Annotated in this window: 18 protein-coding genes; 16 read left to right on the top strand and 2 right to left on the bottom strand. The window is 71.4% G+C overall.

Annotated features, from left to right (window positions below):
• Nucleotides 1-20 precede the first annotated feature (20 nt).
• Nucleotides 21-2285, top strand: a complete 2265-nt coding sequence (locus ACZ4SW_RS14675; protein WP_468242387.1) for a heavy metal translocating P-type ATPase — start codon at nucleotides 21-23, stop codon at nucleotides 2283-2285.
• A 721-nt stretch (nucleotides 2286-3006) separates the two neighbouring features.
• Here ACZ4SW_RS14675 and ACZ4SW_RS14670 read toward each other — a convergent pair.
• Both ACZ4SW_RS14670 and recD2 read right to left on the bottom strand, forming a co-directional pair.
• Nucleotides 3007-4296: a citrate synthase gene (locus ACZ4SW_RS14670; protein WP_468242385.1), complete on the bottom strand. Its 1290-nt coding sequence runs from the start codon at nucleotides 4294-4296 to the stop codon at nucleotides 3007-3009.
• A gap of 242 nt (nucleotides 4297-4538) precedes the next feature.
• Nucleotides 4539-6818 (bottom strand): SF1B family DNA helicase RecD2, encoded by a 2280-nt coding sequence (gene recD2, locus ACZ4SW_RS14665; RefSeq protein WP_468242383.1) that lies wholly within the window; start codon nucleotides 6816-6818, stop codon nucleotides 4539-4541.
• A gap of 246 nt (nucleotides 6819-7064) precedes the next feature.
• Here recD2 and ACZ4SW_RS14660 point away from each other — a divergent pair, with 246 nt between their 5' ends.
• The 15 genes from ACZ4SW_RS14660 (at nucleotide 7065) to ACZ4SW_RS14590 (ending at nucleotide 18876) form a co-directional block, all read left to right on the top strand.
• On the top strand, nucleotides 7065-8105 hold the full coding sequence (locus ACZ4SW_RS14660; protein ID WP_468242381.1) for a LacI family DNA-binding transcriptional regulator: 1041 nt from the start codon (nucleotides 7065-7067) through the stop codon (nucleotides 8103-8105).
• Nucleotides 8102-9631, top strand: coding sequence for a sugar ABC transporter ATP-binding protein (locus ACZ4SW_RS14655; protein ID WP_468242378.1), 1530 nt, complete (start codon nucleotides 8102-8104; stop codon nucleotides 9629-9631). Before ACZ4SW_RS14660 ends, ACZ4SW_RS14655 begins: the two co-directional genes overlap by 4 nt.
• Nucleotides 9621-11570, top strand: coding sequence for an ABC transporter permease/substrate-binding protein (locus ACZ4SW_RS14650; protein ID WP_468242376.1), 1950 nt, complete (start codon nucleotides 9621-9623; stop codon nucleotides 11568-11570). The genes ACZ4SW_RS14655 and ACZ4SW_RS14650 overlap by 11 nt, the downstream gene beginning before the upstream one ends.
• A gap of 67 nt (nucleotides 11571-11637) precedes the next feature.
• Entirely contained in the window at nucleotides 11638-12642 is a 1005-nt protein-coding gene (locus ACZ4SW_RS14645) for a ribokinase (protein WP_468242374.1), read from the top strand.
• A complete protein-coding gene (gene rbsD / locus ACZ4SW_RS14640) occupies nucleotides 12639-13028 on the top strand; it encodes a D-ribose pyranase (RefSeq protein ID WP_468242371.1) in 390 nt (129 codons plus the stop codon). The genes ACZ4SW_RS14645 and rbsD overlap by 4 nt, the downstream gene beginning before the upstream one ends.
• A gap of 257 nt (nucleotides 13029-13285) precedes the next feature.
• Entirely contained in the window at nucleotides 13286-13609 is a 324-nt protein-coding gene (locus ACZ4SW_RS14635) for a gas vesicle protein GvpO (RefSeq protein ID WP_468242676.1), read from the top strand.
• 44 nt (nucleotides 13610-13653) lie between these two features.
• Nucleotides 13654-14082: a gas vesicle structural protein GvpA gene (locus tag ACZ4SW_RS14630; RefSeq protein ID WP_468242674.1), complete on the top strand. Its 429-nt coding sequence runs from the start codon at nucleotides 13654-13656 to the stop codon at nucleotides 14080-14082.
• On the top strand, nucleotides 14079-14801 hold the full coding sequence (locus ACZ4SW_RS14625; protein WP_468242369.1) for a GvpL/GvpF family gas vesicle protein: 723 nt from the start codon (nucleotides 14079-14081) through the stop codon (nucleotides 14799-14801). The genes ACZ4SW_RS14630 and ACZ4SW_RS14625 overlap by 4 nt, the downstream gene beginning before the upstream one ends.
• Nucleotides 14802-14841: 40 nt before the next feature.
• The gene (locus ACZ4SW_RS14620) at nucleotides 14842-15105 is read left to right on the top strand and encodes a gas vesicle protein GvpG (RefSeq protein ID WP_468242366.1); all 264 of its coding nucleotides are present in this window, start codon (nucleotides 14842-14844) and stop codon (nucleotides 15103-15105) included.
• 24 nt (nucleotides 15106-15129) lie between these two features.
• Nucleotides 15130-15639 carry an ABC transporter substrate-binding protein gene (locus tag ACZ4SW_RS14615; protein ID WP_468242364.1) on the top strand — a complete coding sequence of 170 codons (510 nt, stop codon included), beginning with the start codon at nucleotides 15130-15132 and terminating at the stop codon, nucleotides 15637-15639.
• On the top strand, nucleotides 15632-16780 hold the full coding sequence (locus ACZ4SW_RS14610; RefSeq protein WP_468242361.1) for an SRPBCC family protein: 1149 nt from the start codon (nucleotides 15632-15634) through the stop codon (nucleotides 16778-16780). The genes ACZ4SW_RS14615 and ACZ4SW_RS14610 overlap by 8 nt, the downstream gene beginning before the upstream one ends.
• Before the next feature lie 81 nt (nucleotides 16781-16861).
• The gene (locus ACZ4SW_RS14605; RefSeq protein WP_468242359.1) at nucleotides 16862-17407 is read left to right on the top strand and encodes a gas vesicle protein; all 546 of its coding nucleotides are present in this window, start codon (nucleotides 16862-16864) and stop codon (nucleotides 17405-17407) included.
• Between the two features lie 5 nt (nucleotides 17408-17412).
• Nucleotides 17413-18225 carry a GvpL/GvpF family gas vesicle protein gene (locus ACZ4SW_RS14600; protein ID WP_468242357.1) on the top strand — a complete coding sequence of 271 codons (813 nt, stop codon included), beginning with the start codon at nucleotides 17413-17415 and terminating at the stop codon, nucleotides 18223-18225.
• Nucleotides 18222-18488, top strand: a complete 267-nt coding sequence (locus ACZ4SW_RS14595; RefSeq protein ID WP_468242354.1) for a gas vesicle protein — start codon at nucleotides 18222-18224, stop codon at nucleotides 18486-18488. The genes ACZ4SW_RS14600 and ACZ4SW_RS14595 overlap by 4 nt, the downstream gene beginning before the upstream one ends.
• The gene (locus ACZ4SW_RS14590) at nucleotides 18472-18876 is read left to right on the top strand and encodes a gas vesicle protein K (RefSeq protein ID WP_468242352.1); all 405 of its coding nucleotides are present in this window, start codon (nucleotides 18472-18474) and stop codon (nucleotides 18874-18876) included. The genes ACZ4SW_RS14595 and ACZ4SW_RS14590 overlap by 17 nt, the downstream gene beginning before the upstream one ends.
• Nucleotides 18877-19028: the final 152 nt, after the last annotated feature.

The raw sequence follows: 19028 nt of genomic DNA, 5'->3' as shown, positions 1-19028 counted from the left end.
CCGTTGTCTGGAGTCCGGACATGACCAGCACCACAGCACCAGCCCCCATGAGCGACACCACCGCACACTCCGAGGTCGAACTCACCATCGGCGGCATGACCTGCGCCTCCTGCGCGGCCCGCGTCGAGAAGAAGCTCAACCGGATGGACGGTGTCACCGCCACGGTGAACTTCGCGACGGAGAAGGCGAAGATCTCCTACCCCCGGGGGATCGAGGTCGCCGATCTGATCGCCACCGTGGTGAAGACCGGCTACACCGCCGAGGAACCCCCGCCGCCGCAGCCGGAAAAGCCCGCGGAGAGCGAGGAGTCCGCGGCGCCCGCGGAGGACCCCGAGCTGACCTCTCTCCGCCGGCGTCTGACCGTCTCCGCACTCCTCGCCCTGCCCGTCGTGCTGCTCGCGATGGTCCCGGCCCTGCAGTTCGACAACTGGCAGTGGCTGTCGCTCACCCTCGCCTCGCCCGTCGTGGTCTGGGGCGGACTGCCGTTCCACAAGGCGGCGTTCACGAACGCCCGGCACGGCGCGGCCACCATGGACACCCTCGTCTCCGTCGGCACGCTCGCCGCCTTCGGCTGGTCCCTGTGGGCACTGTTCTGGGGACGGGCGGGCATGCCCGGCATGCGCCACGGCTTCGAGTTCACCGTCTCCCGCACCGACGGGGCGTCCACGATCTACCTCGAAGTGGCCGCCGGCGTCGTCGCGTTCATCCTGCTCGGCCGCTACCTTGAGGCCCGCTCCAAGCGGCGCGCGGGCGCGGCCCTGAGGGCGCTGCTCGAACTGGGCGCGAAGGACGTCGCGGTGCTGCGGGAGGGACGTGAGGTACGCGTTCCGGTGGAGCGGCTGGCCGTCGGCGACCGGTTCGTGGTTCGGCCCGGTGAGAAGATCGCCACCGACGGGACCGTCGTGGAGGGCGTCTCCGCGGTCGACGCCTCCATGCTCACCGGCGAGTCGGTGCCGGTCGACGTGACGGTGGGCGACTCCGTGACCGGCGCGACCGTGAACGCCGGGGGCCGGCTGGTGGTCGAGGCGACCCGGGTCGGCGCGGACACCCAGCTCGCGCGGATGGCGCGGCTCGTGGAGGACGCGCAGAACGGCAAGGCGGAGGTGCAGCGCCTCGCCGACCGCGTCTCCGGGATCTTCGTGCCCGTGGTGCTGCTGATCGCGCTCGGCACCTTCGGGGGGTGGCTCGGCGTCACCGGGGACACCGTCGCCGCCTTCACCGCGGCGGTCGCGGTGCTGATCATCGCCTGCCCGTGCGCGCTGGGCCTCGCCACCCCGACCGCCCTGATGGTCGGCACGGGCCGCGGCGCCCAGCTCGGCATCCTCATCAAGGGCCCGGAGGTGCTGGAGTCCACCCGGCGGGTGGACACCGTGGTCCTGGACAAGACCGGAACGGTGACCACCGGCCGGATGACGCTCCAGGAGGTGTACGCCGCCGAGGACACCGACGAGAAGGAGGTTCTGCGGCTCGCCGGGGCTCTGGAACACGCCTCCGAGCACCCGATCGCCCGGGCGGTGGCGGAAGGCGCTCAGGCGAGGGTCGGCGACCTTCCCGCGCCGGAGCACTTCGAGAACGTACCCGGGCTCGGCGTGCGCGGGCGTGTCGCCGGGCACGAGGTCACGGTGGGCCGCTTCCCGGGAGCGCTCCCGGAGCCGCTGGCCCGCACGAAGGCCGAGGCCGAGACGGAGGGACGTACGGCCGTCGTGGTCGCCCGGGACGGTGTGGCACTGGGTGTCCTCACCGTGGCGGACGCGATCAAGGAGACCAGCGCGGAAGCCGTACGGGAGCTGCGGGCCCTGGGGCTGCGGCCGGTGCTGCTGACCGGGGACAACCGGGCGGTGGCCGAGGCGGTGGCGCGCGCCGTCGGCATCGACGGCGCGGACGTGATCGCCGAGGTGCTGCCGGAGGACAAGGTCGGCGTCGTCCGGCGGCTCCAGGGCGAGGGGCGGACCGTCGCGATGGTCGGCGACGGCGTCAACGACGCGGCCGCCCTCGCCACCGCCGACCTGGGACTGGCCATGGGCACCGGGACGGACGCGGCGATCGAGGCGGGCGATCTGACGCTGGTGCGCGGGGACCTGCGGGTGGCCGCGGACGCGATCCGGCTCTCCCGGCGCACGCTCGCCACGATCAAGGGGAACCTGGCGTGGGCGTTCGGGTACAACGTGGCCGCGCTGCCGCTGGCCGCCGCGGGTCTCCTCAACCCGATGATCGCCGGTGCTGCCATGGCCTTCTCGTCGGTGTTCGTGGTCACGAACAGCCTGCGCCTGCGGACGTTCTCGTGAAGCGCTTGCCATGACAGAGGAGTAAGAGTCCCTCTAGAGTCCGGCGCGTGCCTCACATAAGCTCTTCACAAGGCTCGCGCACCATCCTTACGCTGGGGCCTCGATCAAGGTGTCGAGGCTCTTGCGTATCTTCAGGACATACGCAAGAGACACAGATCACAGTGACGTGAACGTAACCAGCGGAAGGGTTCGTGGGTCTAAGTTGGCGATGTCGGAAGCGTCTTGGGGGGCGTGACTGACATCTGGGGATGTCTTGGGGGACGTTCCCGGGAAACTGCGTTGCCGGGGCACGTACACCGGGGAGCTTTGAGCGGCCCTCCCGTCCGTACGCGTCCCGGCAGACCGCATCGCAGTGGTACGCCGAGTTCTGCTCGTTTTGCTCACAGCGATTCAGGCGCTGTCCCGCAGACGCCCGGCCGGATCCCGTGGGGGGAATCCGCACCGGGACATGGGAAGGCGCCCTGGTCGTCGGCCCGTGGGGGGACCGGCGCGCCGGGGCGCCTTCCGCTTTTCCGCTCCTCCGTCTGACGCACGAGGCGTACGCCGCGCTACGACAACGGCGTACGCCTCGTGTACGTACCCGCCCGACCGCACCTACGGCCCGGGCTCAGCGCTCCGCGAGCGCGACCGACGTGGCGCTCGGCCACGGCCGTGGCCGCCTGCCCCGGGGAACACGCGCCGGTCCCCCGGCCGGCGACGTGGCACCCCTCACCGGCAGGTGTCAGCGCTCCTCGACCGGGACGAAGTCGCGCTCGACCACGCCGGTGTAGATCTGGCGCGGACGGCCGATCCGGGAGCCCGGCTCCTTGATCATCTCGTGCCACTGGGCGATCCAGCCCGGCAGGCGGCCGAGGGCGAACAGGACCGTGAACATCTCGGTCGGGAAGCCCATCGCGCGGTAGATCAGGCCGGTGTAGAAGTCCACGTTCGGGTAGAGCTTGCGCTCGACGAAGTAGTCGTCGGACAGCGCGTGCTCCTCGAGCTTCAGCGCGATGTCGAGGAGCTCGTCCTCCTTGCCGAGGGCGGAGAGCACATCGTGCGCGGCGGCCTTGATGATCTTGGCGCGGGGGTCGAAGTTCTTGTAGACCCGGTGGCCGAAGCCCATCAGGCGGACGCCGTCCTCCTTGTTCTTCACCTTGCGGATGAAGGTGTCGACGTCGCCGCCGGAGTCGCGGATGCCCTCGAGCATCTCCAGGACGGACTGGTTGGCGCCGCCGTGCAGCGGGCCCCACAGCGCGTTGATGCCGGCCGAGATCGAGGCGAACATGTTGGCCTGCGAGGAGCCCACCAGGCGGACCGTGGAGGTCGAGCAGTTCTGCTCGTGGTCGGCGTGCAGGATCAGCAGCTTGTCCAGCGCGGAGACGACGACCGGGTCGAGATCGAACTCCTGTGCGGGGACCGAGAAGGTCATGCGCAGGAAGTTCTCGACGTAGCCGAGGTCGTTGCGCGGGTAGACGAACGGGTGACCGATCGACTTCTTGTACGCGTACGCCGCGATCGTCGGAAGCTTGGCCAGCAGCCGGATGGTGGAGAGGTTGCGCTGCTTCTCGTCGAACGGGTTGTGGCTGTCCTGGTAGAAGGTGGACAGCGCCGAGACGACCGACGACAGCATCGCCATCGGGTGGGCGTCGCGCGGGAAGCCCTTGTAGAAGTTCTTGACGTCCTCGTGCAGCAGGGTGTGCTGCGTGATGTCGTTCTTGAAGGCGGAGAGCTCGTCGACCGTGGGCAGCTCGCCGTTGATCAGCAGGTAGGCGACCTCCAGGAAGGTGGAGCGCTCGGCCAGCTGCTCGATCGGGTAGCCGCGGTACCGGAGGATGCCCTGCTCGCCGTCGAGGTAGGTGATGGCGGATTTGTAGGCGGCGGTGTTGCCGTAGCCGCTGTCCAGGGTCACCAGACCGGTCTGGGCGCGGAGCTTCCCGATGTCGAAGCCCTTGTCACCGACGGTGCTGTCGACCACCGGGTAGGTGTACTCGTTGCCGTCGTACCGCAGTACTACAGAGTTGTCGCTCACGTCTTCCCTCACCGACATAGTGCCTCATCTTCGAGGTGCCCTGACTGTCTCTACCATCCCCCATTTGGCGCAGGAGAGTGCACTCGGGGTCGGCCGTTGGGCTCATCGGCGGCACTGAGTGCCGTCAACCTGCTCATCCTGCCCCCCTTCGACCGGTTCCGGAAGTGCTCTGTGACCTTCGCGACTCATTTGATCGATCATTTTTCCCGGCGGCCGGGGACGGGGTCCGAGGGCGGGAGGGCTCAGCCTTCCAAGGGCCGCCGCGACAGCCTGAAGTCCAGGGCCGTGCAACGGCGTCCGGCCGAGACCGTACGCACCGCCTGCCCGATCGCCTTGCGTGAACCGACGAGCACCACCAGCTTCTTGGCCCGGGTGACCGCGGTGTAGAGCAGGTTGCGCTGGAGCATCATCCAGGCTCCGGTGGTGACCGGGATGACCACCGCCGGATACTCGCTGCCCTGGGAGCGGTGGATCGTCACCGCGTACGCGTGGGCCAGCTCGTCCAGCTCGTCGAACTCGTACGCCACCTCCTCGTCCTCGTCCGTCAGCACCGTCAGGCGCTGGTCGACCGGGTCGAGCGCGGTGACCACGCCGACGGTGCCGTTGAAGACACCGTTCTTCCCCTTCTCGTAATTGTTGCGAATCTGGGTCACCTTGTCGCCGACACGGAAGACGCGGCCGCCGAACCGCTTCTCGGGCAGGTCGGGGCGGGCTGGGGTGATCGCCTGCTGGAGCAGACCGTTGAGGGTGCCCGCGCCGGCGGGTCCGCGGTGCATCGGCGCGAGCACCTGGACGTCGCGGCGCGGGTCGAGGCCGAACCGGGCCGGGATCCGCCGTGCCGCCACGTCCACGGTGAGCCGTCCGGCGGCCTCGGTGTCGTCCTCGACGAACAGGAAGAAGTCCTTCAGGCCGTCGGTGAGCGGGTGCTGTCCGGCGTTGATGCGGTGCGCGTTGGTGACGACGCCGGACTGCTGGGCCTGCCGGAACACGCGGGTGAGACGGACGGCGGGGATCGGGCTGCCGTCGGCGAGCAGGTCCCGCAGGACCTCCCCGGCACCCACGCTCGGCAACTGGTCGACATCCCCGACGAAGAGCAGGTGGGCGCCCGGCGGCACGGCCTTGACCAGTTTGTTGGCGAGGAGGAGGTCGAGCATGGACGCCTCGTCGACGACGACCAGGTCGGCGTCGAGCGGGCGGTCCCGGTCGTAGGCCGCGTCGCCGCCGGGCTTCAGCTCCAGCAGCCGGTGGACGGTGGAGGCCTCGGCACCGGTCAGCTCGGACAGGCGCTTGGCGGCACGGCCGGTGGGGGCGGCGAGCACGACCTTGGCCCGCTTGGCCCGGGCCAGCTCGACGATCGACCGTACGGTGAAGGACTTGCCGCAGCCGGGGCCGCCGGTCAGGACGGCGACCTTCTCGGTGAGCGCCAGCCGTACGGCCTGCTCCTGCTCGGGAGCGAGATCGGCGCCCGTGCGGCCCTTGAGCCAGCCCAGCGCCTTGTCCCAGGTCACGTCCCGGAAGGCGGGCATCCGGTCCTCCTCCGTCCGCAGGAGGCGCAAGAGCTGGGCGGAGAGGGAGAGTTCGGCGCGGTGGAAGGGGACCAGGTAGACGGCGGTGACGGGTTCGCCTCCGTCGGGTCCCGGCACCCTCTCGCGGACGACACCGGGGTCCTCGCCGTCCTCCGGGGGCGCCGCCAGCTCGGCGAGGCACTCGATGACGAGCCCGGTGTCGACCTGGAGCAGCTTGACGGCGTCGGCGATGAGCCGCTCCTCGGGGAGGTGGCAGTGCCCTTGGTCGGCGGACTGCGACAGCGCGTACTGCAGGCCGGCCTTGACGCGCTCCGGACTGTCGTGCGGGATGCCGACGGACTGGGCGATGCGGTCGGCGGTGAGGAAGCCGATGCCCCAGACGTCGGCGGCGAGGCGGTAGGGCTGGTTCCTGACGACGGAGATGGAGGCGTCGCCGTACTTCTTGTAGATGCGGACGGCGATGGAGGTGGACACCTCGACGGTCTGCAGGAAGAGCATGACCTCCTTGATCGCCTTCTGCTCCTCCCACGCGTCGGCGATCTTCTTGGTCCGCTTCGGGCCGAGGCCGGGGACCTCGATCAGCCGCTCGGGCTCCTCTTCGATGATCTTGAGCGTGTCCAGCCCGAAGTGCTGGGTGATCCGGTCGGCGAAGACCGGGCCGATGCCCTTGACGAGTCCGGAGCCCAAGTAGCGGCGGATGCCCTGGACGGTGGCCGGGAGGACGGTCGTGTAGTTCTCCACGGTGAACTGCCGGCCGTACTGGGGATGCGACCCCCAGCGTCCCTCCATCCTCAGCGACTCCCCCACCTGGGCACCGAGGAGCGCGCCCACGACCGTGAGCAGATCGCCTCCGCCGCGACCCGTGTCGACGCGGGCGACGGTGTACCCGTTCTCCTCGTTGGCGTACGTGATCCGCTCGAGCACACCTTCGAGCACGGCGAGCCGCCGCTCCCCGGCTGCCGCCGCCTGCCCCGCCCGACTCGCCTCCTTGGTCATGATGCGACGTTAGCGCCGGGGTGTGACAGGCGGGGGCGGGTGGGCCGGACAGCGGGGGGCACCCGGCGGTTCCGCTCCGGGCCCGGCAGGCCGCTCTAACGGAACGTCACATGGTCACAATCCGGCCTCGCCGCCCGCCACCCCCTTGCCCAGGCTCCGTGTAATCGATTCCAATCTGTCCCACGCACGGTCGTGTAAACGATTCCACGACTCGAGAACCGGACTCACAAGGAGGTGGTCCCGGCGATGGCGAGCATCAAGGACGTCGCCGCCGAGGCGGGTGTCTCCGTCGCCACGGTGTCCCGCGTCCTGAACGACCACCCGTCGGTCAGCGCCGAGGCACGCACCCGTGTGCTGGCCGCCGTGGAGGCGCTGGGCTACCGCCCGAACGCCGTCGCCCGGTCCCTGCGCACCGACCAGACCCACACCCTCGGCCTGGTCATCAGCGACGTGCTCAACCCGTACTTCACGCATCTGGCCCGCTCCGTGGAGGAGGAGGCCCGCGCCCTCGGCTACAGCGTGATCATCGGCAACGCCGACGAGCGGCCCGACCTCCAGGAGCACCATGTGCGGACCCTGCTGGACCGGCGGATAGACGGACTGCTCGTCTCCCCGACGGACGGCGGCTCGCCGCTCATGCTGGACGCCGCGCGGGCCGGCACCCCGATGGTCTTCGTCGACCGGTGGATCGCGGGCGTCGACGTGCCCGTCGTGCGCTCCGACGGCCGCGCCGCCGTCCACGATCTGGTCCGGCATCTGCACGGGCTCGGCCACCGGCGGCTCGCGATCATCGCGGGCCCCGCGGCGACCACGACCGGCCGTGAGCGCGTCGAGGCCTTCCGCGAGGCCCTGGCCGAGTTCGGGCTGCCCCTGCCGGACGCCTACATCGGCCAGGGCGACTTCCAGGCGGAGAGCGGGCGCCGGGCCACCGAGCGGTTCCTCGACCTGCCCGAGCCGCCCGAGGTGGTGTTCGCCGCCGACAACCTGATGGCGCTCGGCGCGCTGGACGCCGTCCGTGCGCGCGGGCTGCGGGTGCCGGACGACATCGCCCTCGCCGCGTTCGACGACATCCCCTGGTTCGTGCACACCGATCCGCCGATCACCGCGATCGCCCAGCCCACGGGCCGGCTGGGGCGCGCCGCCGTGCGCGCGCTGGTCGACCGCATCGAGGGGCGGCCCCCGAAGTCCGTCACCCTCCCCGCCCGTCTCGTCGTACGCCGCTCGTGCGGCGAGCCGTCTGCACAGGCCCCCGCTGTGCAGTACCCCGTACAAAGGAGCCAGTCGTGAGCAACCCTGACGAGTTGCTGCGCATCGAAGGCATACGCAAGACCTTCCCCGGCGTGGTCGCGCTCGACGGCGTCGACTTCGATCTGCGCCGCGGCGAGGTGCACGTGCTGCTCGGTGAGAACGGCGCGGGCAAGAGCACCCTCATCAAGATGCTCTCCGGCGCCTACCGCCCGGATGCCGGGCGGATCCTGGTCGGCGGCGAGGAGGTGCGCATCCACGGTGCGCAGGACTCCGAGCGCCTCGGGATCGCCACCATCTACCAGGAGTTCAACCTCGTTCCCGACCTGACCGTCGCCGAGAACATCTTCCTGGGCCGCCAGCCGCGCCGCTTCGGGATGATCGACCGCAAGAGGATGGAGGCGGACGCCGCCGTACTCCTCGAACGCGTCGGCGTGAACGTGTCGCCCCGCGCGCGCGTGCGTGAACTGGGCATCGCCCGGCTCCAGATGGTGGAGATCGCGAAGGCGCTCAGCCTCGACGCGCGCGTGCTCATCATGGACGAGCCGACGGCCGTGCTCACCTCGGAGGAGGTGGAGAAGCTGTTCGCCATCGTGCGCACGCTGCGCGAGGACGGCGTCGGCATCGTCTTCATCACCCACCATCTGGAGGAGATCGCCGCCCTCGGGGACCGGGTGACCGTCATCCGTGACGGCAGGAGCGTCGGCCAGGTGCCCGCCGCCACGCCCGAGGAGGAGCTCGTGCGCCTCATGGTGGGGCGGTCCATCGAGCAGCAGTACCCACGCGAACGGCCCGACACCGGCGCCGCGTTGCTCACCGTCGAAGGACTCACCCGGGACGGTGCCTTCCACGACGTGTCCTTCGAGGTGCGGGCCGGCGAGGTCGTCGGCATCGCGGGGCTCGTGGGGGCCGGCCGTACGGAGGTCGTCCGGGCCGTGTTCGGCGCCGACCCCTATGACCGGGGGACCGTGCGCGTGGCCGGCGCCCAGGTGCGCCGGCACGACGTGAACGCCGCGATGGAGGCGGGGATCGGGCTCGTGCCCGAGGACCGCAAGGGCCAGGGCCTCGTGCTGGACGCGTCCGTCGAGGAGAACCTCGGGCTGGTGACCATGCGGGCCGCGACCCGCGGCGGGCTCGTCGACCGCAAGGGGCAGCGCGCCACCGCGTCCCGGGTCGCCGAACGGCTCCGGGTGCGGATGGCCGGACTCGGCCAGCACGTGCGCACGCTCTCCGGTGGCAACCAGCAGAAGGTCGTCATCGGCAAGTGGCTCCTGGCGAACACCAAGGTGCTCATCCTGGACGAGCCGACGCGCGGCATCGACGTCGGCGCCAAGGTCGAGATCTACGAGCTGGTCAACGAACTCACGGCCGCGGGCGCCGCCGTCCTGATGATCTCCAGCGACCTTCCCGAGGTGCTCGGCATGAGCGACCGGGTGCTGGTGATGGCCCAGGGCCGGATCGCGGGCGAACTCCCGGCCGACGAGGCGACGCAGGACTCCGTCATGGCGCTCGCCGTCAGCACACCCACCACGTCTGTGAACGAAACGGAGGCCACCGGTGGCCACTGACACGCTCAAGAGCACAGCGGGCGCCGGTGGCGCCGGGGGGCTGCGCCGCCTCCTGCTCGACAACGGCGCGCTCACCGCGCTGATCGTCCTCGTCATCGCGATGTCGGCGCTGTCCGGCGACTTCCTGACGACCGACAACCTCCTCAACATCGGCGTCCAGGCGGCCGTCACCGCCATCCTCGCCTTCGGCGTCACCTTCGTGATCGTCTCGGCGGGCATCGACCTGTCGGTGGGTTCGGTCGCCGCGCTGTCGGCCACCGTCCTCGCCTGGAGCGCCACGTCGGCGGGCGTCCCGGTGGCGATGGCGGTGGTCCTGGCGATCGCGACCGGCCTCGCCGCCGGACTCGTCAACGGCGTCCTGATCTCCTACGGGAAGCTCCCGCCGTTCATCGCGACGCTCGCCATGCTGTCGGTGGGCCGCGGTCTGTCGCTGGTCATCTCGCAGGGCTCACCGATCGCCTTCCCCGACTCGGTCTCGCACCTCGGTGACACGCTGGGCGGCTGGCTGCCCGTGCCGGTCCTCGTCATGGTCGTCATGGGCCTGATCACCGCGTTCGTCCTGGGCCGCACGTACATCGGCCGTTCCATGTACGCGATCGGCGGCAACGAGGAAGCGGCCCGTCTGTCGGGTCTGCGGGTGAAGAAGCAGAAGATCGCGATCTACGCGCTGTCGGGTCTGTTCGCCGCGGCCGCGGGCATCGTGCTCGCCGCGCGCCTGTCCTCCGCGCAGCCGCAGGCCGCCAACGGCTACGAGCTGGACGCGATCGCCGCGGTCGTCATCGGCGGCGCCTCCCTCGCGGGCGGCACGGGCAAGGCGTCGGGCACGCTGATCGGCGCGCTGATCCTCGCGGTGCTGCGCAACGGCCTCAACCTGCTGTCGGTGTCCGCCTTCTGGCAGCAGGTCGTCATCGGTGTGGTGATCGCCCTGGCGGTGCTCCTCGACACCGTGCGGCGCAAGGCAGGGGCCACCCCCGTGGCGGCCGGTACGACGGCTCCGGGCGGGAAGGGCCGGCAAACGGTCACCTATGCGCTGGCCGCCGTGGTCGCGGCGGCCGTGGTGGGCGCGATGTCCTTCCTGCACGGCGGTTCGTCCTCCACGACGCCGAAGATGGGTCTGTCGCTGTCCACCCTCAACAACCCGTTCTTCGTGCAGATCAAGCAGGGCGCGCAGGCGGAGGCGAGGAAGCTGGGCGTCGACCTGACCGTCACCGACGCGCAGAACGACGCCTCGCAGCAGGCCAACCAGTTGCAGAACTTCACCAGTTCGGGCCTCGGCGCGATCGTCGTGAACCCGGTGGACTCGGATGCGGCGGGCCCGGCGGTGCGCGGCGCGAACAAGGCCGGCATCCCCGTCGTGGGCGTCGACCGTGCCGTCAACAACGCGAAGACGGCCGCGCTGGTCGCCTCCGACAACATCGAGGGCGGCAAGCTCGCCGCGAAGGCGCTGGCCGAGAAGCTCGGCGGCAAGGGCAGGATCGTCATCCTCCAGGGCCAGGCGGGAACCTCCGCCAGCCGGGAGCGCGGCGCGGGCTTCGCCGAGGGGCTCAAGGCCTACCCGGGCATCCAGGTCCTCGCCAAGCAGCCCGCCGACTTCGACCGGACCAAGGGCCTGGACGTGATGACGAACCTGCTCCAGGCACACCCGGACGTCCAGGGCGTCTTCGCCGAGAACGACGAGATGGCGCTCGGCGCGATCAAGGCGCTGGGTTCGAAGGCCGGGAAGTCCGTCCAGGTGATCGGCTTCGACGGTGAGCCGGACGGGCTCGCCGCGGTCAAGGCGGGCACGCTGTACGCGTCGGTGGCGCAGCAGCCGACCCAGCTCGGCCGGATCGCGGTGGACAACGCGCTGCGGGCCGCCGAGGGCGAGAAGGTCGAGCAGACGGTGAAGGTTCCGGTGAAGGTGGTCACGAAGGAGAACGTGGCCGGGTTCAGCGGCTGACGCCGCACAGCGGGCGGGTGGTCACGGTGACCACCCGCCCCCATGTCATCTCTCAGGGAGTCCATACATGTACGACTACGACCTCCTGGTCGTGGGATCGGCCAACGCCGACCTGGTGATCGGGGTCGAACGGCGGCCCGCCGCCGGGGAGACCGTGCTCGGCTCCGACCTGGCCGTCCACCCGGGCGGCAAGGGCGCGAACCAGGCGGTGGCCGCGGCACGCCTCGGAGCCCGTACGGCGCTGCTGGCGCGGGTCGGCGACGACGCGCACGGCCGGCTGCTGCTGGACGCGCAGCGCGCGGCGGGCGTCGACACGGTGGGCGTCCTGGTCGGCGGGGCGCCCACCGGGGTCGCGCTGATCACGGTGGACCCCTCGGGCGACAACAGCATCGTGGTCTCGCCGGGCGCCAACGGCCGGCTCGCCCCCGAGGACGTCCGGGGCGCGCAGAGCCTGCTGCGCGCCTCCCGGGTGGTGTCGGCGCAACTGGAGATCCCGCTGGAGACGGTGGCGGAGGTCGTACGGAACCTGCCGTCCGGTACCCGCTTCGTGCTGAACCCGTCGCCGCCGCGGCCGCTGCCCGCCGAGGTGCTGGCGGCCTGCGATCCGCTGATCGTCAACGAGCACGAGGCGCAGGTCATCGCGGGCGGTGGGCTGGGCGGGGCGCCCGAGGACTGGGCGCGGGCGCTGCTGGCGCTCGGTCCCCGCTCGGTGGTGGTGACGCTGGGCGCGGAGGGCGCCCTGGTGGCGGCCGACGGTTCGATGACCCGGGTCCCGTCGGTGAAGGTGGACGCCGTCGACACGACGGGTGCGGGGGATGCGTTCACGGCGGCGCTGGCCTGGCGGCTGGGCACGGGCGCGTCGCTGCCGGAGGCGGCCGCGTACGCGGCACGGGTGGGGGCGGCGGCGGTCACGCGCCCCGGCGCCCAGGAGTCGTACCCCACGGCCGACGAGGTGGAGGCCTGGTGCCGTGTCGACCCGGGGGACGCGGCGTCCGGCAGCGGCCGCGCCACGGGCCGGATCCCCGGCGGACACGGTGAGCCGGGAGCGTCCCTGCGAGGTGAGGCCCGGTGAAGAAGGCCGGAATCCTGAACCGTCATCTCGCGGACGCGCTGGCCGAGTTGGGGCACGGGGACGGTGTCCTGATATGCGACGCGGGCATGCCGATCCCGGCGGGTCCCCGGGTCGTGGACCTGGCGTTCCGCGCCGGGGTGCCGTCCTTCGCCGAGGTCCTGGACGGTCTGCTGGAGGAGCTGGTGGTGGAGGGCGCCACCGCCGCGCGCGAGGTGCGGGACGCCAATCCGCAGGCCACGGCGCTGCTGGAGTCCCGCTTCCCGGAGCTCGGGCTGGTCCCGCACGAGGAGCTGAAGCGGCTCACGGCCGACGCGCGCCTGGTCGTCCGCACCGGTGAGGCCCGCCCGTACGCGAACGTGCTGCTGCGCTGCGGCGTCTTCTTCTGACCGGCCGCCCTCGCCCGGGAACGTTTCGAGGGGCCCGGTCACAGCCCGGGCCCCTCGGCTTCCCCCCCACCCCGCCAGAACCCCCGTGATCCCCCCAGATCCCCCCGGGGAGTCCTGACTCTCCTTACGACACGCAGAGGGCGGCAGGGGTTGCACCGTTCGCGGAGGAATTTTTCCCGGGGTCCGGTGCGGACGGCCGAAGACTGGCACGGGCTGTGGACAGGGTCGATGATGGAAGGAGAGCAAGAAGGTGATGGATCACGAACGACCGTGAGCCGGACAGGGAAGACTCCTCGTCGCGGAAGGCGTCCGCGCCGAAGCGGGCGTCGGCTCCCGAGGCCATGCGGAGCGCGGCCGCGCAGCTCACCGAGCTGCTCGGGCGGGCTCCTCAGTCCGTTTCCGCGCTGAAGCCGACCGGTGACGGCTGGGAGGCCCTCGTCGAGGTCGTGGAGCTGGAGCGCGTTCCGGACACGAGCAGCGTGATGGCCAGCTACAAGGTCGTTCTGGACCCCGCGGGCAATCTGATGGGCTACGAACAAGTACGCCGCTACACCCGCGCGCAGGTCGACAAAGGCCGCTGACGGCGGCCGACGCCCTTCGCCTGAAGGGACAAGGGATCGTGACTGTGGTGCCGCAGGGCGGTGGTGTGCCGGCCGGCGGGGGCGGCGGAGGATCGGGCAACCTCTACGACGTGCTGGAGCTGGTCCTCGACCGGGGACTGGTCATCGACGCGTTCGTCCGGTTGTCCCTCATCGGCATCGAAATCCTGAAGGTGGACGCCCGCGTGGTCGTGGCCAGCGTCGACACCTATCTGCGCTTCGCCGAGGCCTGCAACCGGCTGGACCTGGAGTCCGGCCGCAAGGCCCCCGCGACGCTGACCGACATCACCGAGAGCGTCACCGAGGGTGGCGCCCGGGGCAAGAGCAAGGGCGCGCTGACCGGCGCGGTCGAGGCGTTCACCGATTCGCTCCAGAAGGGGCGCGAGCGCGAGAAGGAACCCGAGCGCGCCGAACGTGACTCCGGCCGCCGTTCCTCGAAGGACCGGGAGGAGTGAGCGAGCCGATGTCGCTGTACGTGTACGCGATCACCAAGGACTCGCATCCGCTGGATCTGGACGGGGTCAAGGGCGTGGGCGAGGCCCCCGCCGAGTTGCGCGCCGTCCGCAGCAGCTCGCTGTGCGCCGTCGTCAGTGACGCCCCGGAGGACCTGGCGGTCGCGCGCCGGGACCTGGAGGCGCACAACGAGGTCCAGGGACGTCTGTGGGCCGGCGGCAGCATCCTGCCGCTCGGCTTCGGATACGTCGCCGAGAACGAGGACGCCGTACGCGCCGTGCTGGACTCGCGGGCCGAGGAGTTCTCCCAGCGTCTCGACGAGCTCACCGGGCGGGCGGAGTTCAACGTCAAGGGCGTGTGGCAGGAGGACGCGCTGCTGCGCACCGTCCTCGAGGAGTCCGACCAGGCCCGCGAGCTGAACGCGCGGACCCGTGAGGGCGGCAGCTACGAGGACCGGCTGGCGCTGGGTCAGCTCATCGCGCAGGAGGTGCAGAACCGTCAGGACGCGCAGGCCGAGGCGGCCCTGGCGGCGCTGCGGCCGCTCGCACAGTCCGAGAAGGTCGCCCCGCCGTCCAAGCAGTACTTCCTGAACGCGTCGTTCCTGGTGGACGGCGACCGCACCGAGGAGTTCACGCGGGCCGGGCAGGAACTGGCCGAGCGCCTCGGAGAGGGCATCGAGCTGCGGATACGGGGGCCGCTGCCGCCGTACAGCTTCGCCTGACCGGCCGCGAACGACCGACCCGACGGCATGAGGAGGCGCTGTGGGAGGACTGGTCACCGGGATCCTGGGGCTGCCGCTGGCCCCGTTCAGGGGCATCGGCTGGGTGCTCGACAAGGTCGTCCAGACCGCGGAGCAGGAGTACTACGACCCGGCTCCCCTCCAGGAGGAGCTCATCAACCTGGAGCAGGCGCGGACCGAGGGCCGTATCGACGAGGAGGAGTTCGCGCGGCGCGAGGAGGCGCTGCTGCACCGCCTGGAGGAGATCAGGGCCTACCACCTGCGGCGTGCGCAGGGCGGGCACTGACACGGGAAGGAGAAGGAGGACGGGATGATGAACAACGCCAAGCTCGGCGCGGCTGTCCTCGGCGGCTACCTGCTGGGCCGGACCAAGAAGGGCAGGCTCGCTCTGAGTGTGGGCGCGGCGCTGGCCGGATCGCGGATGAGGCCGGGCCAGGTCGGCAAGCTGCTCCAGGACTCCCCCGTCCTCGGCAATGTCAGCAAGCAGGTGCGCAGCGAGCTGGCGGGCGCGGGCAAGGCCGCGGCCACCACCGTGCTGTCCGCGAAGGCCGAGAGCCTGGCCGACGCCCTGCACGAACGCACCGCGGGACTGAAGGAGAGGGCGCACGGCGAGGGCGGGAGCGGGCGGGACGAGGACGCCCGCGACGAGGAAGGCGCCGACGAGGAGGACCGGGAAGACCGGGACGAGGGCGACCGGGACGACGGAAGCCGGAGAGAGCGTCGCAGCGGAGCGGCGGAGGAGCCGGATCGCCGGAGCGAGGGGCGCGGGAAGAAGGCGAAGAGCGGGTCCGCACGATCGAGGAGGCCGGACGATGGTTGAGGGCACCCTCAACAAGGTTCGTGATCAGGTGCAGGGGAACCCCGGCGCGGAGCGGCTGAAGGAGGAGCTGGAGGACTACCTGCAGGCCCGGCTCCAGGTGATGCTCGAAGGCATGGGCGAGCGGCTGGGCGAGGGGGCGCGCCGGCTGGCGGAGACGCACGTCGGTCCCGGCATGCTGACCAAGCTCGCCCTCAAGGGCGGCAAGAAGCTCCTCGGAGGCGGAGGGGCAGGGGCGGGGGCGGGTGCGGGTGCGGGCGGGCTGCTGTCCCAGGCCAAGGACACGCTGCTCGGCAAGGCCAAGGAGGCGGCGGGCGGAGGGGGGAAGAAGGCCGGCGGACCGCAGCGGGGGCTGACCATCATCGAGGACGTCGACGTGGGCGTGCCCGTGCGCGAGGCCTACAACCAGTGGACGCAGTTCAAGGACTTCGGACGGTTCGCCAAGGGTGTCGAGGACGTCCGGCAGGACGACGAGACCACGACCCACTGGCAGGCGAAGATCGCCAAGTCCCGTCGCCAGTGGCGGGGCATCGTCACGGAGCAGGTGCCCGACGAGCGCATCGCCTGGACCAGCGAGGGCCCCAAGGGCACGAACAAGGGCGTCGTCACCTTCCACCCGGTCGGGGACAACCTCACCAAGGTGCTGCTCGTCCTGCAGTACTACCCCAAGGGCCTGTTCGAGAAGACGGGCTCCCTGTGGCGCGCCCAGGGCCGCCGGGTGCGGCTGGACCTGAAGCTCTACCGCTCGTTCGTCATGACCCGTGGAGAGGCCACCGGCGCCTGGCGCGGCGAGATCCGCGACGGGGAGGTGGTCCGCAGCTCGGAGGAGGTCGAGCGGGAGGAGGAAGAAGAGGCACAGGCCGGCGAGGAGCGTGAGGGCGAGCCCGAGGAGCGCCGTGGAGAGGGCGAGGAGGAGCCCGAGGAGCGCGGCGGGGACGAGGAAGAAGAGGAAGAAGAGGAAGACCGGGGAGAGGGACGCCGGGGACGCCGGGAGGAGGACGACGAGGAACCCGAGGACGAAGAGGGCGACGAGCCCGAGGAGGAAGACGAGTGGGAGGAGGACGAAGAAGACGAAGAAGACGAGCAACCCGACGACCGCTACGACGAGAGGGAGGCACCCGCAGGGCGTCGGCGCCGCGGATAGTTCCGGGTGCTGAGGTGTGCGAACCTGCCGGTTTCCGCGCCGCCGGCGTCGGGTGCCCCGGGAAACGAGGTCGAGTGTGCCGTGTCCGAGCCCGCCGTCCCCGCGTCGCGCCCCCTGACCCCCTACAGCCAGGGGTCCTCCGGCGCGAACCTGGCCGACATCCTTGAACGTGTGCTCGACAAGGGCATCGTGATCGTCGGCGACATCAAGATCAACCTGCTCGACATCGAACTGCTCACCATCAAACTCCGGCTTCTGGTGGCCTCCGTGGACAAGGCACGGGAGATCGGCATCGACTGGTGGGAGCACGACCCGGCGCTGTCCTCCCGCGCCGACGGCCGGCGCAGCCTCAGGGAGCAGAACGAGCGGCTGCGGGCCGAAGTGGAGGAGTTGCGCGATCAGCTCGCGTCCTCCCCGGCGCCCGAGCTGTCCGAGGGCAGGACCGGCCGCCGCAGCCGGCCGCGGGAGGACCGGGACACGGACCGCGACACCGAACGGAAACGGCGTCAGGACCGTGACCGCGAGCGGGAGCCGCGGCAGGACCGTGACGCCGAGCGGGAGCCGCGGGAGCCCCGGCGCTCCCGGCGCCGGGCCGACGGCGGCGACAACGACGACGACCGGAGCTGAGGACGGTGGACGAGCAGCTTTGCTACGCGTATGCCGTGCTGGGGGCGTCCGCCCTGGACGAGAGCGCGCTCGCCGCCGTCCGGGGAGTGGCGGACACGCCGGTCACCCTGGTCCGCTCCGGCCCGGTGGCCGCCGCGGTCAGTCCGGTGCCCGCGGCCGAGTTCTCGGAGGCCGCCCTGAGGGCGGGCCTCGAGGACCTGCGGTGGCTGGAGGCCGTGGCCCGGGCGCACCACTTCGTGATCGAAACCCTGGCCGCGCACACCACGGTCCTTCCGCTGCGGCTCGCCACCGTCTACCTGGACGAAAGCCGGGTGCGGGAGATGCTGGCCGGGCGGGAGGCGGAGTTCGCGGCGCTCCTCGACCGGCTCGCCGAGCACGTGGAGTGGGGCGTGAAGGTGTACGCCGAGGCGCCGCCCGGGCGCCCGCCCGCCCAGGCGGCCGCCGGCGCCCCGGCGGGCGAGGAGAACCCGGGGCGGGCGTATCTGCGCAGCCGCCGGCACCAGCGGCAGGAGCGCGAGGACGCGTGGCGGCTCGCCGAGGAGGCCGTACGGCGCACCGAGGAGCAGGCCAGGGGCCTGGCGGTGGAGCGCACCCGGCACCGGCCGCAGCAGGCGGGCCTCGCGCAGGTGCCGGGCGAGAACATCGCCAACGACGCCTATCTGGTCCCGCGCCGGCTGTCCGAGGAGTTCCGCGACCGGATGCTGCACGCCGCCGACGGCCTGCCCGGGGTCCGCGTGGACGTGACCGGGCCGTGGGCGCCGTACTCCTTCACCGCGCCCCTCGCGCCCGACACGCCGGAAGGGGCCGGGCAGCGGTGAGCGAGTACGACCCGTACGACGACCGCCCGGTCGTCCAGCCGCAGGTGGCGCTGATCGACCTGCTGGACCGGCTGCTGAGCGGCGGTGTGGTGCTCACCGGCGATCTGGTGCTGTCCATCGCCGACGTCGACCTGGTGCGGATCTCACTGCGCGCGGTGATCGTCGCGATCCGCGAGGAGCTGGACGAGCAGTGGGCGACGTTCCTGCCCCCGGGACGGTCCGCGCTTCCGGCCCACGGGAGCCACGGTGACGGGCCCGGCTGACGACCCGCGCGGGGACCGGCTGCGGGAGGTGGCCGAGGCCGCGACCCGGGCGTTCTCCCTGCTGCCCGCCCGCCCGGACGAGGTTCCCCCGCCGTCCGCCGGCCGGGGCGGGGACGTCGCGCGCCGTCTGCACGCCGACCCGGAGACGGTGGAACGGGACCTCGTCAAACTGGTCCTCACCATCGTCGAGTTGCTGCGCCAGCTGATGGAGCGGCAGGCCCTGCACCGCGTCGACGAGGGGAACCTGAGCGAGGAGCAGGAGGAACGGCTCGGGCTGACCCTGATGCTCCTGCACGACCGGATGGCCGACCTGTGCGACCAGTACGGCCTCACCATGGCCGACCTCAACATCGACCTGGGACCGCTGGGCACGCTGCTTCCGCCGTGAGAGCCGGCTCAGCCTTGCGGGGCAGCGGGGACCCGGGACAGGGGAGCGGGGGGGGGCGCTCCCGACCGACGCGTGCAGGGAGGTGCCAGATGAACCGATTTCCAAAACAAACCACCGTGCCCCCTCAGGACCCCCCATCCTCCCCCCCACCA

Source organism: Streptomyces sp. NPDC028331 (assembly GCF_055565775.1).
The sequence above is the reverse complement of the archived record's forward strand: the minus strand, read 5'-3'. Positions and strand labels throughout refer to the sequence as shown.

What these genes read in the sequence shown, in the direction of transcription:
- ACZ4SW_RS14645 (WP_468242374.1), top strand. Translation starts at nt 11,638, where the DNA reads ATGTACGACTACGACCTCCTGGTCGTGGGATCGGCCAACGCCGACCTG.
- ACZ4SW_RS14660 (WP_468242381.1), top strand. Translation starts at nt 7,065, where the DNA reads ATGGCGAGCATCAAGGACGTCGCCGCCGAGGCGGGTGTCTCCGTCGCC.
- recD2 (WP_468242383.1), bottom strand. Translation starts at nt 6,818, where the DNA reads ATGACCAAGGAGGCGAGTCGGGCGGGGCAGGCGGCGGCAGCCGGGGAG.
- ACZ4SW_RS14615 (WP_468242364.1), top strand. Translation starts at nt 15,130, where the DNA reads ATGATGAACAACGCCAAGCTCGGCGCGGCTGTCCTCGGCGGCTACCTG.
- ACZ4SW_RS14610 (WP_468242361.1), top strand. Translation starts at nt 15,632, where the DNA reads ATGGTTGAGGGCACCCTCAACAAGGTTCGTGATCAGGTGCAGGGGAAC.
- ACZ4SW_RS14675 (WP_468242387.1), top strand. Translation starts at nt 21, where the DNA reads ATGACCAGCACCACAGCACCAGCCCCCATGAGCGACACCACCGCACAC.